The sequence below is a fragment of the Streptomyces sp. NPDC033165 genome, from assembly GCF_055577965.1.
Map to the genome: position 1 here is coordinate 41,468 of NZ_JBVIPK010000003.1, position 15,025 is coordinate 56,492.

General features: G+C 71.9%; 14 protein-coding genes. 7 read left to right on the top strand and 7 right to left on the bottom strand.

The genetic code is table 11. The features are described from left to right. Window positions 1–35 precede the first annotated feature (35 nt). Complete coding sequence (locus tag ACZ5WC_RS07940) at window positions 36–1,148, top strand: DUF5937 family protein (protein WP_468540528.1); 1,113 nt, start codon at window positions 36–38, stop codon at window positions 1,146–1,148. Between the two features lie 24 nt (window positions 1,149–1,172). Here the strand turns inward: ACZ5WC_RS07940 and ACZ5WC_RS07945 are convergent, their stop codons facing one another. Beyond that, a complete protein-coding gene (locus tag ACZ5WC_RS07945; RefSeq protein WP_468540529.1) occupies window positions 1,173–1,847 on the bottom strand; it encodes a response regulator transcription factor in 675 nt (224 codons plus the stop codon). 60 nt (window positions 1,848–1,907) lie between these two features. After that, window positions 1,908–3,110 carry a sensor histidine kinase gene (locus ACZ5WC_RS07950; RefSeq protein WP_468540007.1) on the bottom strand — a complete coding sequence of 401 codons (1,203 nt, stop codon included), beginning with the start codon at window positions 3,108–3,110 and terminating at the stop codon, window positions 1,908–1,910. A gap of 120 nt (window positions 3,111–3,230) precedes the next feature. Here ACZ5WC_RS07950 and ACZ5WC_RS07955 point away from each other — a divergent pair, with 120 nt between their 5' ends. Together ACZ5WC_RS07955 and ACZ5WC_RS07960 are read left to right on the top strand one after the other, a co-directional pair. Further along, on the top strand, window positions 3,231–4,220 hold the full coding sequence (locus tag ACZ5WC_RS07955) for an SAM-dependent methyltransferase (protein ID WP_468540530.1): 990 nt from the start codon (window positions 3,231–3,233) through the stop codon (window positions 4,218–4,220). A 38-nt stretch (window positions 4,221–4,258) separates the two neighbouring features. Then, window positions 4,259–5,401 carry an NADH-quinone oxidoreductase subunit D gene (locus tag ACZ5WC_RS07960; RefSeq protein WP_468540008.1) on the top strand — a complete coding sequence of 381 codons (1,143 nt, stop codon included), beginning with the start codon at window positions 4,259–4,261 and terminating at the stop codon, window positions 5,399–5,401. A gap of 17 nt (window positions 5,402–5,418) precedes the next feature. Here the strand turns inward: ACZ5WC_RS07960 and ACZ5WC_RS07965 are convergent, their stop codons facing one another. The 4 genes from ACZ5WC_RS07965 to ACZ5WC_RS07980 all read right to left on the bottom strand — a co-directional run bounded on the left by ACZ5WC_RS07965 (window position 5,419) and on the right by ACZ5WC_RS07980 (window position 9,096). After that, window positions 5,419–6,516: a hypothetical protein gene (locus ACZ5WC_RS07965; protein WP_468540009.1), complete on the bottom strand. Its 1,098-nt coding sequence runs from the start codon at window positions 6,514–6,516 to the stop codon at window positions 5,419–5,421. Window positions 6,517–6,676: 160 nt separating this feature from the next. Then, a complete protein-coding gene (locus tag ACZ5WC_RS07970; RefSeq protein ID WP_468540010.1) occupies window positions 6,677–7,651 on the bottom strand; it encodes an ABC transporter substrate-binding protein in 975 nt (324 codons plus the stop codon). A gap of 59 nt (window positions 7,652–7,710) precedes the next feature. Beyond that, window positions 7,711–8,385, bottom strand: coding sequence for an ABC transporter permease (locus ACZ5WC_RS07975; protein WP_468540011.1), 675 nt, complete (start codon window positions 8,383–8,385; stop codon window positions 7,711–7,713). A gap of 3 nt (window positions 8,386–8,388) precedes the next feature. Continuing rightward, the gene (locus ACZ5WC_RS07980) at window positions 8,389–9,096 is read right to left on the bottom strand and encodes an ABC transporter permease (protein ID WP_468540012.1); all 708 of its coding nucleotides are present in this window, start codon (window positions 9,094–9,096) and stop codon (window positions 8,389–8,391) included. A gap of 157 nt (window positions 9,097–9,253) precedes the next feature. On the opposite strand from ACZ5WC_RS07980, the gene ACZ5WC_RS07985 reads away from it, so the two are divergent. Continuing rightward, window positions 9,254–10,438, top strand: a complete 1,185-nt coding sequence (locus ACZ5WC_RS07985) for an ABC transporter ATP-binding protein (RefSeq protein ID WP_468540013.1) — start codon at window positions 9,254–9,256, stop codon at window positions 10,436–10,438. Between the two features lie 14 nt (window positions 10,439–10,452). Here the strand turns inward: ACZ5WC_RS07985 and ACZ5WC_RS07990 are convergent, their stop codons facing one another. Continuing rightward, window positions 10,453–11,574 carry an alpha/beta hydrolase gene (locus ACZ5WC_RS07990; RefSeq protein WP_468540014.1) on the bottom strand — a complete coding sequence of 374 codons (1,122 nt, stop codon included), beginning with the start codon at window positions 11,572–11,574 and terminating at the stop codon, window positions 10,453–10,455. A gap of 151 nt (window positions 11,575–11,725) precedes the next feature. Here ACZ5WC_RS07990 and ACZ5WC_RS07995 point away from each other — a divergent pair, with 151 nt between their 5' ends. From ACZ5WC_RS07995 to ACZ5WC_RS08005, 3 genes are read left to right on the top strand one after another with little or no spacing between them, the layout of a single operon-like run. Then, window positions 11,726–13,558, top strand: a complete 1,833-nt coding sequence (locus ACZ5WC_RS07995; RefSeq protein WP_468540015.1) for a phosphatidylglycerol lysyltransferase domain-containing protein — start codon at window positions 11,726–11,728, stop codon at window positions 13,556–13,558. Between the two features lie 29 nt (window positions 13,559–13,587). Further along, a complete protein-coding gene (gene folP, locus ACZ5WC_RS08000; RefSeq protein ID WP_468540016.1) occupies window positions 13,588–14,448 on the top strand; it encodes a dihydropteroate synthase in 861 nt (286 codons plus the stop codon). Further along, window positions 14,445–14,918 carry a nuclear transport factor 2 family protein gene (locus ACZ5WC_RS08005; protein WP_468540017.1) on the top strand — a complete coding sequence of 158 codons (474 nt, stop codon included), beginning with the start codon at window positions 14,445–14,447 and terminating at the stop codon, window positions 14,916–14,918. The genes folP and ACZ5WC_RS08005 overlap by 4 nt, the downstream gene beginning before the upstream one ends. The last annotated feature ends 107 nt before the right edge of the window (window positions 14,919–15,025 follow it).

The following is a 15,025-nucleotide window of genomic DNA, read 5'->3' on the forward strand; positions in this document are numbered from 1 at the left end:
CCCGTGCGCGTACCCCTCAACATGGGGGGATGAGCGTGCACATAGACATCGCTGGACTCCCCGCCGACCGCGTCGTTTTCGCGACCTCGCCCCTCGGCGAACTGGGGCTCGCCCTGCATGCGCTCTCGGAGCCCGGGCACCACCCGGGCCTGCACGGATGGACCACCGCGACCGCGGCGGCCCTGGAGCCCGACCTCGCCGACCGGCTGGTGGAGGCGGAGTTCCTGTGGCGGAACACCTTCTCCGACATCTTCCTGCCGTTCTCCGGCATCCGCGGGGGCGACGGCAGGACCGGGGCGGACCTCGCGGAGGACCTGGACATCCTGGACCGGCTCGACGACGAGCGGTTCGTCGCCGCGGCCACGGAGTTCACCTGCTCCAGCATGTACGGCAGCGACGCCTCGTCCCCGCTGACGGACCCGGTCATGCGGGCCCGGGCCCTGGACATGGCGGCGGCACGCGGGCCGCGGCAGGTGGAGTTCACCGAGCGGCTGCTGGCCGACCCCGTCTCCGTACGCGCATGGATCAGGCGGCTCCTGGAGGACTGCGACCAGGCATTCTTCGCGGACACCTGGCGGCGGGTCTCCGTCCAGCTGGCCGCCGACGCCCGGCACAAGACGGAGCTGCTGCGGCACAAGGGGCTCGCCGACGCGATCGGCGCGGTCTCCTCGGCCGTGACACTGGACGAGGCCGTGGACCGGATCACCATCGACAAGCTGTCTGAGGGCCGGACCACCGCCGTCGACCCGGACGTCGGCATCGGCCTCACCCTCATCCCCACCAGCTTCGGCTGGCCGCACCTGACCGTGCTCCACGCCCGCCGCTGGCGCCCGGTGATCCACTACCCGGTCCGGATGCCGGATCTGCCGTCCCCCGCCTCCGTCGAACAGCTCCAGCGCCGGATGGAGGCCCTGGCCCACCCGATGCGGATGAGGCTGTGCCGCAACCTCGCCCGCTCGCCGTACACCACCGGCGAACTGGCCGAATCGCACAGCATCACCCCGCCCGAGGTCTCCCGGCATCTGTCGGTGCTCAAGAAGGCGGGCCTGGTCACCACACGCCGACGCGGGCGCTATGTCCTGCACCAGCTGGACCTGACCGTCGTCGCCCGGCTCGGCAGCGACTTCCTGGAGGGCGTGCTGCGGTAGGCCCTCGGGCCCGGTCCTGCGCCCTCAGCCCGCGCCGCCGCCCGCACGGACCAGCCCGGTCTCGTAGGCGAGGACGACGACCTGGACCCGGTCGCGCAGGTTCAGCTTGGTGAGGATGCGGCCGACGTGGGTCTTGACCGTCGCCTCGGAGAGCACGAGCCGGGCCGCGATCTCACCGTTCGACAGGCCCTGCGCGACCAGGAGCATGACTTCCCGTTCGCGTTCGGTGAGCTTGGCGATGTGCTTGTTCTTCGGCTCCTTCTGTCCGCTGGGCAGCAACGGCGAGAACCGGTCCAGGAGGCGGCGGGTGGTGGACGGGGCGACGACCGCGTCACCGCTGTGCACCGAGCGGATCGCGGCGAGCAGCTCGGCGGGCGGCACGTCCTTGAGCATGAAGCCGCTGGCCCCCGCCTTCAGCCCGGAGAAGGCGTACTCGTCCAGGTCGAAGGTGGTCAGGATGAGCACCTTGGGCGGGTTCTGCTGCGCGCAGATGCGGCGGGTCGCCTCGACGCCGTCGAGCCGGGGCATACGGACGTCCATCAGGACCACGTCGACGGCGGTGGACCGCAGGATCTCGATCGCCTCGGCCCCGTCCCCGGCCTCGGCCACGACCTCCATGTCGGGCTGGGCCGCGAGCACCATCCGGAAACCGGTCCGCAGGAGAACCTGGTCGTCTACGAGCATCACGCGGATGGCCATGGCCATGGGGATCGTGTCCTGTCCTGGGTTCGTGGTGGTCGAAGCGGTCGTGGAGTGCGCTCAGCCCGTCGGCTTGAGCGGCAGCAGGGCGCTGATGCGGAATCCGCCGCCGGGCCGCGGCCCGGCGTCCAGGGTGCCACCGACCATGCCGACCCGCTCCCGCATCCCGATCATCCCGTGCCCGGCGCCGTCCGCGCCGCCGTCCTCGTACAGCTCGTGGGCCGCGCCCCGGCCGTCGTCCTCGACCAGCAGCCCGAGGCCGTCGTCGAAGTAGACCAGCCGGACGCTGGCCCCGGCGTCGGGGCCGCCGTGCTTGCGGGTGTTCGTCAGGGCTTCCTGCACGATGCGGTACGCGGTCAGCTCCACGCCGCTGGGGAGCGGGCGCGGGGTGCCCTCGACCTTGAAGTCGACCTCCAAGCCGGTCTGCCGCACCTGCTCGACCAGGTCCTCGATCTGCTCCACGTCGGGCTGGGGGACGTACTCGCCGCTCTCCGGGGCGTCGCCGGTGCGCAGCACCCCGAGCAGCCGGCGCATCTCCGCCAGGGCCTGGCGGCCGGTGCTGGAGATGGTCTCCAGGGCCTGGCGGGCCTGGTCGGGGGCGGCGTCCATGACGTAGGCGGCGCCGTCGGCCTGGACGACCATCACGGAGACGTTGTGCGCGACGACGTCGTGCAGCTCACGGGCGATCCGGGCGCGCTCGGCGGCCACCGCGACCTTGGACTGCGCCTCGCGTTCCCGCTCCAGCCGGGCGGCACGCTCCTCCAGCTGGCTGAAGTAGGCCCGCCGGGTCCGCAGCGAGTCACCGAGAACCCAGGCCAGCACGAACGGCACGGTCATGACGATGGTGACGAAGACGGCCTGGGCCCAGGAGCCCCCGGGCTCGGCCTCCCACCGCAGCTGGGACAGGGCGGCCGCGCTCAGGCTGCACACCAGGGCGAGCCGGGACGCCCAGCGCTCCCCGACCGCGGCGACGGTGTACGTGATCACCAGCATCGCGAAGTTGCCGATGCTCGGCCGGACGCCGAAGACCAGCTGGACGACGCCCACCGTGATGGCGAGCAGCAGCATCTTCTCCGGGGCACGCCGACGCAGGGCCACCACCGTGGAGAGCCCCAGCGCGACAGGAACCGCGACGATCTCCTCGCGCCCCGCGTCGTACATGCCCGAAGCCATCGACATGCCGGAGAGCCCGAGGAGGACGAACGCCCAGAAGACGTCGACGCCCGTCGGGTGTCTGCGGAGAAAATCGTAGAGGCGCTGCACGTAACCCAGCGTAGGGACAGCGGATAGGTACCCGGGTCAACCGGAGGATCGATCCGGGTTCTGGGACCGTACTCCCCAAGGTGGAGACTTGCCTACGTGAGGGACAGCGTGGCGGACGGCGTGACGGGTGAGTGGCGTGGGTGGCGAGGGGCGGCGCAGGCCGCTCTGTACGGCGACGACGGCTTCTACCGCAGCCCGGACCGGAGCCCCGAGGGACCCGCGGGCCACTTCCGTACGTCGGTGCACGCCTCACCGTTGTTCGCGGCCGCGGTGGCCCGGCTGCTGGCCCGGACGGCACGGGAGCTGGACACGGACACGGTGGCGCTGGTCGACGTCGGGGCGGGGCGCGGCGAGTTGCTGACCGGGGTGCTGGCCGCGCTGCCGGAGGGGCTGGAGGTGACCGCGTACGCCGTCGAGGTGGCCGCCCGGCCCGAGGGGCTGGACCCCCGGATCGAGTGGTGCGCGGAACCGCCCCGGGGCGTCACCGGGCTGCTGTTCGCCAACGAGTGGCTGGACAACGTGCCAGTGGAGGTGGCGGAGGTGGACGGCGACGGTGTCACCCGGTACGTACAGGCGCGGACCTCGGACGGTACGGAGCGCCTCGGACCGCCGGTGACCGGGGCGGACGCGGCGTGGCTGGAGCGGTGGTGGCCGCTGTCCGCGCCGGGTGAGCGGGCGGAGATCGGCCGCCCCCGGGACGCGGCCTGGGCGGGGGCCGTCTCCTCGCTGGCCGCCGGTCTCGCGGTGGCGGTGGACTACGCGCATGTACGGGGCGGGCGGCCGCCCTTCGGGACGCTGACCGGCTTCCGGGACGGGCGCGAGGTGCGGCCGGTGCCGGACGGCTCCTGCGACCTGACGGCCCACGTGGCGCTGGACGCGTGCGCGGCGGCGGTCCCGGACGCCGCCGCCGAGCTCACCGACCAGCGGTCGGCGCTCGGGCGCCTGGGCATCGGCGGACAGCGGCCGCCGCTGAGCCTGGCCGCGACCGATCCGGCGGCTTACGTCCGCGCGCTGGCGGCGGCGGGCGAGGCCGCGGAGCTGACCGCGCGCGGCGGACTCGGCGACTTCGGGTGGCTGCTGCACCGGGTGGGGGCACCCCGGCACGGGTGACCCCCGCGCCCGGTCACGGTCAGGGAATACTGGCCCCCATGACGGAGACCACCATCGGCATCGGCGGCGCGGCGGAGAGCACCGACATGGTGCTGAACATCGGCCCCCAGCACCCTTCGACGCACGGGGTCCTCCGGCTGCGGATCGTCCTGGACGGCGAGCGCGTCCAGCACGCGGAGCCGGTCATCGGCTATATGCACAGGGGTGCGGAGAAGCTCTTCGAGGCCCGCGACTACCGGCAGATCATCATGCTCGCCAACCGCCACGACTGGCTCTCCGCGTTCTCGAACGAGCTGGGCGTCGTCATGGCCGTCGAGCGGATGCTCGGCATGGAGGTGCCCGAGCGTGCGGTGTGGACGCGGACGCTCCTCGCCGAGCTGAACCGGGTCCTCAACCATCTGATGTTCCTCGGCTCCTACCCCCTCGAACTCGGCGGCATCACCCCGGTCTTCCACGCCTTCCGCGAGCGCGAGGAGCTCCAGGCGGTGATGGAGGAGGTCTCCGGCGGCCGGATGCACTACATGTTCAACCGGGTCGGTGGGCTCAAGGAGGACGTCCCGGCGGGCTGGTCGGGGCGGGTCCGCGACGCCGTGGCCTCGGTCCGCTCCCGGATGGACGTGTACGAGAACCTCGTCCTCGGCAACGAGATCTTCCGGGGCCGTACCCGCGATGTGGGCGTTCTGTCGGCCGAAGCGGTGCACGCCTACGGGGTGTCGGGGCCGATCGCCCGGGCCTCGGGGGTCGACTTCGACCTGCGCCGCGACGAGCCGTATCTCGCGTACGGGGAGCTCCAGGACACCCTGAAGGTCGTCACCCGGACCGAGGGCGACTGCCTGGCCCGCTTCGAATGCCTGCTGGAGCAGACGCTCAACTCCCTGGACCTGGCGGACGCCTGCCTGGACCGGATGGCCCACCTGGAGCCGGGGCCGGTCAACCAGCGGCTGCCCAAGGTCCTCAAGGCCCCGGAGGGCCACACCTACGCCTGGACCGAGAACCCGCTCGGCGTCAACGGCTACTACCTGGTGTCCAAGGGCGAGAAGACCCCGTACCGGCTGAAGCTGCGCTCCGCCTCGTTCAACAACATCCAGGCGCTCACCGAGCTGCTGCCGGGGACCCTGGTCGCCGACATGGTGGCGATCCTGGGCTCGCTGTTCTTCGTCGTCGGGGACATCGACAAGTAACGGCCCGGCGCCTTTCCTCAGGACACCGCGCCGCGCAGCTCCGCCAGGTCGATCTGCTCGGTCTCGTCGTGCGCGGTGAGGTCGATGACCTTGCCGACGGCCCGGTTCTGCGCCGCTCCCGTGCGGTGCGCGGCGAGCGCCTCCTCACCGACGACGTCCGCGAGGTCCTCGTTCTGGACGGACTCGATGGCCGCGTTCGCCTTCCGGGCGTTCTGGGTCCCGAAGAAGTCGAAGCTGCCCTGGGGCACGAGGTGGCGGCGGGCGGCGGCGTACGGGGCGAGGGCCGAGGCGGCCGGGATCGCGCGCGCCACGGGCACCGGAGCGGCGGAAGCCTTCACGGGGGCCGGGGTATGCGGGGCGTCCGGGGCCGGGGCGTCCGGAGCCGGGGCCGGGGCGGGCAGGGCGCTCGACGGGCGGCGGTGCTGGTGGTCCAGGTGCTCGCCCGCCCCGGTGGCCGCCGTGTGCTTCCCCTTCGGGTCCCCCTCCTCCGCGTCCCGTTCTCCGGCGCGGGTCGCGAGGTCGCGCTGCCGGGCCGCCTCGGCCGTACGCCGGGCCTCCTGGAGCGCCACGTTGCGCGTGAGGTTGAGCAGAGCCTCGTCCGCGCGCCGGTACGACTCGGGGGTCGGCGTGGACCGCGCGGGCAGCAGCTCCCGGGGGGCGGCGGCCTCCATGGCGAGCCGCCGGCGGCCCTCCAGCGCGCTGGCCCGCTCGGTCTCGGCATTGGCGTAGCGGCGCAGCAGTCCGGCGTGCTCGCCGCGCAGTCCGGCGAGCTCCACGCGCTTGCGGCGGAGCTTGGTCTCCAGACGGGTGCGCAGCTCGCGCGACTCCTCCAGATCCTGCTCCAGCTCGGCTATCCGCTCCTCGGCCCGCCATTCGTCACTGGCGCGGGCCCGCGTCAGCTCGGCGACCCGCAGCCCCGCGGCCCGGTCCCAGCTGCGCATCAGATACGCGCCGGTGAGCGCGGCGGCCGCGACGGCGGCCACGAGGCCGCGCAGGACCAGGGGTTCGGCGAGCAGCCAGGCGCCGGCGGCACCGACGACCGACACACCTGCCACCACGGAGGGGGGCAGGATTTTGTGGAGGGGCGGCGAATGGCGGTGGCGTCCACGTGGCATGGCCTGAAATTTACCGTGTGTGCGCGCCACTTGGGGGGCCGCCCGGCAATCTGTTCCCCGCCGGTTACCTCGCGGCCCCCCGAAGACCCTCTGAAGGTCTTCCAAAGACCCCTGCACCGGGCCTTTGCGTCTTGATCACATCGCGCTTCCCGGCCGAGCCCTACTTCTTGATCAGGCCCTTCGACTCCAGATAGCCCTTGGCCACATCGGCCGGCTTGGCCCGCTCGGCGTCGACCTTCCGGTTCAGCTCGGCGAGGTCTTCCGTGGTGAGCGCGGCGGTGAGCATGCCGAGGGCGTCGGCGATCTCCGGCGCGCCCGCGTCCTTGGTATTCAGCACCGGAAGAACATTGTCCGCGTTCTGGAGCTTCTTGTCGTCCTCCAGGAACACCAGCCCGTCCAGCACCGCGTCCGTGGTGGTCGTCAGGACCAGCTGGACCTTGCCGTCACGGACGGCCTGCTTGGACTGCGGGGTGCCGACGCCCTTGGGGTCGATCCCGGTGACGTCGATGCCGTACGTCTGCTTCAGGCCGGGTGCGCAGAACGGCCGCACCTCGCACTCGTCGCCCGCCGCGATCTTCACCTTCAGCTTCGACTTCCCGAGATCGGAAAGCGTCTTCAGGTTGTTCTTCTCGGCGAATTCCCTGGACACCGCGAAGGCGTTCTGGTCGACGGCCTTCCCGGCCGGGAGGACCGTGAGACCCAGCGGGGTGGCGAGCCCCCTCAGGGCCGTGACCGTGGCTTCGATGTCCGCGGAGGCCACGGGCTCTGCCTGTGCCTTGCCGGCCCCGTTGACCTTGGCGTTCAGGAATTCGGCGAGGGTGGCGGCGTATTCCGGTACGACGTCGATCTCGCCCTTCTCCAGAGAGGGCTCGTACAGCTCACGGTTCTTCACCGTGGTGATCGAGGTGCTGTACCCGGCGTCGCCGAGGATCTGTGCGTACAGCTCGGCGAGCACCTTGGACTCGGTGAACGAAGCCGACCCGACGACCAGGGACCCCTTCTTGCCGTCACCGCCGGCCGAGGAGCCCGAGCCGTCCTTCCCCTGCTCCAGGCTGTCGCCGCCGCAGGCCGCGAGCGCCCCGGTCAGCGCCGCCATGCCGATGAACGCTCCGGCTATCCGCGAGGTCCTGCTCATGTGTTGTTCTCCGTCCGAACAGAAGAGGCAAGAAAAGTGACCAGAAGAAAGATGTGCCCTCAGGCGGGCCTGCGGCGGCGGAGCGGGGACAGCACCCGGTCCAGCGCCACCAGTGCGCCTTCCACCAGCAGGGCGAGCGCGGCGACCAGCACCGCGCCCGCGAAGACCTGCGCGGTGTCGTACGTGTTGAATCCGGCGGTGATGATCCGGCCGAGGCCGCCGAGCCCGACCATGGCCGCGATGGACGCGGTGGCCACGACCTGGACGGCGGCGGACCGCAGCCCGGTCATGATCATCGGGTAGGCGAGGGGCAGCTCGACCCGGACGAAGAGCTGGCCGCCCGACATCCCCATGCCGCGCGCGGCCTCCACCACGGCCCGGTCCACCTCGCGCATCCCGACGTAGGCGTTGGTCAGCAGCGGCGGCACCGCGAACAGCACCAGCGCGATGATCGTGGGCCAGTACCCCGAGTTGCGCAGGGGCGTGACCATGAACAGGGCCAGCACCGCGAAGACCGGCACGGCCCGCCCCACGTTGGAGACGTTGACCGCGAGCACGCCGCCCTTGCCGATGTGCCCCAGATACAGCGCGATCGGCAGGGCGATCGCGCAGGCCACCGCGAGGGAGACCCCGCTCACGTACAGATGCTCGCCGAGCCGCTGCGCGGCCCCGCCGTCCCCCGACCAGTTGGACCCGGTGGTCAGCCAGGTCCAGGCGTCGCCGATGACTCCCACGGGTCAGCCCGCCTCCGCCTTCGCCGGGGCGGGCAGGGCCGCCGTGGATATGCGGGTCCAGGGCGTCAGCAGCCGCTGGAGGCCGAGCAGCAGCAGGTCGGCCGTGACCGCGAGCAGCACGCACAGCACCGAGGCGGTGAGCACCTGGGCCTTGAAGAAGCTCGGCAGCGCGTCCTCGATGAGGTTGCCGAGGCCGCCCTTGCCGACGAGCGAGCCGACCGTGGTCAGCGCGACCGTCGACACGGTGGCTATCCGCAGCCCCGCCATCAGCGCGGGCAGCGCGAGCGGCAGCTCCACCTCCCACAGCAGCCGCGCCGGCCCGTATCCCATGCCCCGGGCGGCTTCTTTGGCCTCCTGCGGCACGGCTTCGAGCCCGGCCAGGATGTTGCGTACGAGGATGGTGAGCGAATAGAGCACCAGGCCCGTGACGACCAGCGCGGCGGACAGCCCGAACAGGGGCAGCAGCAGCGAGAACATCGCCAGCGAGGGGACGGTGTAGAGCACGGTCGTCAGCCCGAGGACCGGCGCGGCGAAGCGCCGGCCCCGGCGCGCGAGCAGCGCCAGCGGAAAGGCCACCGCGAGCCCGATCAGCACCGAGGCCACCGTGATCCCGGCGTGCTGGACGGTCGCATCGGCCAACTCCTGGCTGCGGGAGCGCAGATACTCCCCGCAGATCCAGTCGTTCGTCACCAGGCAGCTCTGCTCGGCCATCCCGCCCCCCACCTCCCGTTTCGTGCCGTCCGGTTTGTCTCGTCGCATGCGGATCGAACTGACGACTGACGACCCTATCCTCGACCACTGACAATCGCGGAGGCTGTCGCATTGCGGCAACATGCCCTTCGCGGAACGCCCTCCACAATGGGGAACCATGATCCGTTTCGAGCACGTCACCAAGCGGTACGCCGACGGCACCACCGCCGTCGACGACCTTTCCTTCGAGGTCGCCGAGGGTGAACTGGTCACGCTCGTCGGACCTTCCGGCTGCGGCAAGACGACCACCATGAAGATGGTGAACCGGCTGATCGAACCGACCGAGGGCGGGATATTCCTCGGCGGGGACGACATATCCGCCATCGACCCCGTCCAACTGCGCCGCCGTATCGGCTATGTGATCCAGCAGGTGGGACTCTTCCCGCACAAGACCGTCCTGGAGAACACCGCGACCGTTCCCCATCTGCTGGGCTGGAAGCGCGGAAAGGGACGCGACCGCGCCGCCGAACTCCTCGACCTCGTCGGACTCGACCCGTCCGTTTACGGTGACCGCTATCCGGAACAGCTTTCCGGTGGCCAGCGCCAACGTGTGGGCGTGGCCCGGGCATTGGCCGCCGACCCGCCCGTTCTGCTGATGGACGAGCCTTTCGGGGCGGTGGACCCGGTCGTCCGCGAGCGCCTCCAGAACGAATTCCTGAAACTCCAGGCCCAGGTCCGTAAAACCGTGCTGTTCGTCACCCACGACATCGAGGAGGCCGTCCGCCTCGGCGACCGGATCGCCGTCTACGGCCAGGGCCGCATCGAGCAGTTCGACTCCCCCGCCACCGTGCTCGGCGCCCCCGCGACCCCGTACGTGGCCGACTTCGTCGGCGCCGACCGGGGGCTCAAGCGCCTCTCGGTGACGCCCATCGAGGAGAGCGACCTCGACCAGCCGCCCGTCGTCCACCTCGACGACCCGCTGAGTGCGGCCACCGGGCGGCTCAGGTCCGAGGGCGCGCGCTGGGCGGTCGTCCTGGACGGCCGCGACAACCTGCACGGCTGGATACCCGCCGACGCGACGGCCGCCGACGCCACCGCCAAGGACACCGTCCGCGAGCACGCCCGCCGTATGGAGGCCTGGCTGCCGCTCGGTGCCCCCCTCAAGCAGGCGTTCGCCACCATGCTCCAGCACGACGCGGGCTGGATCGCGGTGATCGACAAGGAGAGCGAGGGCCGTTTCCTCGGCGTACTGACCCCCGCCCGGCTGCACGAGGCCCTGCGTCGCTCGATCGACGCCGACGCCCAGGACGTACCGCGTGCGGAGGTCGCGGTGGAGACGGTGGCGAAGATCGCCGCCGCGTAGCCGGCGCCGGGCGGTCAGTTCTCACTGAGCCGGGCGCTCAGCCACTCCAGGGCCGGCGGGATCTCCCGCCGCCAGGTCGTGAAGTTGTGCCCGCCGCTGTCGAGCACGATGGACGACACCTTCGCGGGGGCCTTCACCTTGTCGATGAACCTCATCGTGCTCCTCAGGTTGCCCTCGCCCTTCCGGGACGTCGTCACCAGGAAGGACCCGCCGGACGGCGGCCGGTTCTCCAGGGTCCACATCAGGTCGGCCCGGTCGCGCAGTGCCTGGTCGCCGTGGAAGAGGTCCCCGGTCGTCGGGTCCTCGGCGGCCTTGTAGTACGCGGAGAGCCCGGCGCTCGCCGCGTACCGGTCCGGGTGGTGCAGGCCGATCTTCAGCGCGCAGTAGCCGCCGGTCGAGTTGCCGATGATGCCCCAGTTGCGGGCCTTGTCCCCGACCCGGTAGGAGCCCGAGACCGCCTCGGGGAGGTCCTTCGCGAAGAACGTCTCGGTCTGCGGGCCCTTCGGGATGTCCACGCACTCGGTGTCCCGGGGCGGCGCGACCGTGGGCCGCAGCATCACCAGGATCATCGGCTGCGCCTTGCCCGCCTTCACCCGCTCGTGCGCCGTCTGCGGATAGCGCAGCCCCTTCAGCAGGTTCTCCGCCGTCCCCGGGTAGCCGGTGAGGACCACGACCGCCGGGAACTTCCGCCCGGCGTAGGCGCTCTGGAAGTACTCCGGCGGCAGATAGACGTACGCCGGGGACTCGATGCCCGACGTGCGCCCCGAGACGACCACCTTGTCGATCCGCCCGCCGACCGCCGGGACCCGCCCGCCCGGCACGTCCGGGTGCTGGGTACCGATCCGTGCCATGTGCCGGGAGCCCGGCCCACCGTCCGCGTGGTCGGTGACCACGCCGACGTCCTGCTTCCGGCCGAAGAGGTCGGCCCAGGAACCGTAGAAGAGGAAAGCGTTGTTGGCCGCGAGGCCCACCGCGGCGAACAGCATCAGCTGGGTCGCCAGCAAGAGCCCCACCCGGCCCGTGACCGCGGCCGCGCCGCGCCGGGCCAGGCGCGGCCAGAGCCAGACGGTGGCGGTGAACAGCACGACGGCAGAACCCGCCACGACCGCCAGAACTGTTTTGCTGGTGAGACCCATGAGTGAGCTTTCTTCTCGCTGATTCCGTGCGGGAAATTTCCGGAATGTGGAGGAACCCGCACTCCACAACCCCCGTCCTAGAGGGCGCACATCGTCCGCAGAGGCTCCGGCCGGCGGACTCAAGGAATCTCTCGCGAAGCCACGGGAAGCGATGTCTGTCACGCTAGATGGGGATAAATCGGTAGCGGTTCCGCAACGGGTCCGCCGGTTGCTGCGCGGGCCGCGTCCCGAATCCGTGCCGGCCGTCGTCGGCACCGCCTGCACCGTCGTCGGGCTGATCGATGTCGCGGCGGGGGTCTTCCCCCGCTTCCGGCACAGCCGGATGCACACCGTCGCCGAGGTGCTCCCCGGAGCGCTCGGCCCGTTCGCCGCCGCGCTCTCGCTGAGCGCGGGCGTGCTCCTGCTGCTGCTCGCGCACGGGCTGAAGCGGCACAAGCGGCGGGCCTGGCGGGCGGCGGTGATCCTGCTGCCGGCGGGGGCCGTGGCGCAGTTCGCGTACCGGCACTCGATCGTCGGGGTGCTGGTCTCGCTGACGCTCTGCGCTCTCCTGGTCCGCCACCGGGACCAGTTCCGGGCGCTGCCCGACCCGCGCAGCCGCTGGCGGGCACTGGCCAACTTCGTGCTGCTCGGGGCCGGTTCGCTGACGCTCGGGCTGATCATCGTCAGCGTCCACCCGGGCCGGGTCGTCGGGGCCCCGTCCATCGCGGACCGGCTCCAGCACGTGCTGTACGGCCTGTTCGGCGTCGAGGGCCCCGTCGACTACGCGGGCCGGACCGGCTGGACCGTGGCGTACTCGCTGGGCGCACTCGGCCTGCTGACCGCCGTCACCACCATCTACCTCGCCTTCCGCCCCGAGCACCCGGCCGCCCGCCTCACCGAGGACGACGAGAGCAGGCTGCGGGCGCTGCTGGAGACGCACGGCGGCCGCGACTCCCTCGGCCACTTCGCACTCCGCCGCGACAAGGGCGTCGTCTTCTCCCCGAGCGGCAAGGCCGCCGTCTGCTACCGGGTCGTCTCCGGCGTGATGCTGGCCAGCGGCGACCCCATCGGCGACGTCGAGGCGTGGCCGGGCGCGATCGAGCGGTTCATGGACGAGGCGAAGGCGCACTCCTGGACCCCCGCCGTGATGGGGTGCAGCGAGACCGGCGGCCAGGTCTGGACCCGCGAGACCGGCCTCACCGCGCTGGAGCTGGGCGACGAGGCGGTGGTGGACGTCGCGGATTTCTCCCTCGCCGGACGGGCCATGCGAAACGTGCGCCAAATGGTCAAGCGCATCGAACGCAACGGCTACGAGACCCGGGTCCGGCGGGCACGTGACATCGGCGACACCGAGCTGGACCGCATCCGCCGGGCCGCCACCGACTGGCGCGGCACCGACACCGAGCGCGGCTTCTCCATGGCGCTCGGCCGCATCGGCGACCCGGCCGACGGCGACTGCGTCATCGCCACCGCCCACCTCCCCGGCTCCGGCACGGAGGACTCCCCGCACGGCGACCTGAAGGCCGTCCTCCACTTCGTCCCCTGGGGGCGCGACGGGATGTCCCTGGAGCTGATGCGCCGCGACCGTGCCGCCGACCCCGGCATGAACGAGCTCCTGATCGTCGCCGCCCTCCAGGCCGCCGGGAACCTGGGCGTCGAGCGGGTCTCGCTGAACTTCGCGATGTTCCGCTCCGCGCTGGCCCGCGGCGAGCGGCTCGGCGCGGGACCGGTACTGCGCTGCTGGCGCGGGCTGCTGATCTTCCTGTCGCGCTGGTTCCAGATCGAATCGCTGTACAAGTTCAACGCGAAGTTCCGCCCGCGCTGGGAGCCCCGCTTCGTGGTCTTCCGCACCAGCCGCGACCTGCCCCGCATAGGCATCGCGGCGATGCAGGCGGAGGGCTTCGTGAACCTCTCGCTGCCCCGCCCGTTCCGCTCCCGGGGCGCGCGCCCGTGCGGCCACGTCCGGCGCACCGCACCGGAGCAGCACGAGGTGAGCGCGGCGTAGGGGTGCCGTACGGGGCCTAGGCTGGTGGCATGAGTACGTCACGCACACGGGGCACGGTCCGAGGGCTGCCGGAGTGGGACCGCTGTGCGGTCATGGGTGTCGTCAACGTGACGCCCGACTCCTTCTCCGACGGTGGCCGCTGGTTCGACACCACGGCCGCCGTCAAGCACGGACTGCACCTGGTCTCCGAGGGTGCGGACCTGGTCGACGTGGGCGGCGAGTCGACCCGCCCGGGCGCCAGCCGGGTGGACGAGGCCGAGGAGCTGCGCCGGGTGGTCCCGGTCGTGCGGGGGCTGGCCTCCGAGGGCGTCACCGTCTCCGTGGACACCATGCGCGCCCGCGTCGCCGAGCAGGCCGTCGCCGCCGGTGCCGCCCTGGTCAACGACGTCAGCGGCGGACTGGCCGACCCGGGCATGATCCCGGCGGTCGCCGCCGCCGAGGTCCCGTTCGTGGTGATGCACTGGCGCGGCTTCAGCGAGTCGATGAACAGCCGTGCGGTGTACGGGGACGTCGTCGCCGAGGTCCTCGACGAGCTGCGGCAGCGGATGGACGCGGTGGTCGCGGGCGGCGTCGCCCCGGACCGCGTCGTGATCGACCCGGGCCTCGGCTTCGCCAAGGACGCCCCCCACGACCTGGCGCTCGTCGCGCACCTGACCGAGCTGCACGGCCTGGGCCGCCCGCTGCTGGTGGCCGCCTCCCGCAAACGCTTCCTCGGGCACGTCCTGGCCGCCCCGGACGCCTCACCGCCTCCCGCCCGCGAACGGGACGCGGCCACCGCGGCCGTCTCCGCCCTCGCCGCGCAGGCCGGCGCCTGGGCGGTCCGGGTCCACGAGGTACGGGCCACCGCCGACGCGGTCCGGGTCGCCCGCGCGGTCGAGGGAGCCGCGTGAACGAGGAGCACGCCCGGGCCGCCGCCGACATCGCGGAGGTCGAGGCCGCCAACACCGCCTTCTACGAGGCGCTGGAACGCGGCGACTACGAAGAGCTGTCCGGGCTCTGGCTGCCGGGCGAGGACCTCACCGTCTCCTGCGTCCACCCGGGCTGGCCGGTGCTCTCGGGGCGGGGCGAGGTACTGCGCAGCTACGCCCTGATCATGGCGAACACCGAGTACATCCAGTTCTTCCTCACCGACGTCAACATCTCGATGACCGGGGACACCGCCCTGGTCACCTGCACCGAGAACATCCTCAGCGGCGGGCCCGCCGAGGACGGCAACGCGCTGGGCCCCCTCGTCGGCCAGCTGGTCGTCGCCACGAACGTGTTCCGGCGCACCCCGGGCGGCTGGAAACTCTGGTCCCACCACGGTTCACCCGTACTGACGGAAACCGACGAGGACGACGACGGGGAAACACCCTCCTGAGTGGGTACGGGACGGATAGGGGTTGGCATCCGGAACCCCGGGTAGGGCGGCTACCAGCCCCGTGGGCGCTCCCTGGGCCCCACGGGCGAGCACTGTCGGTGCCCGCA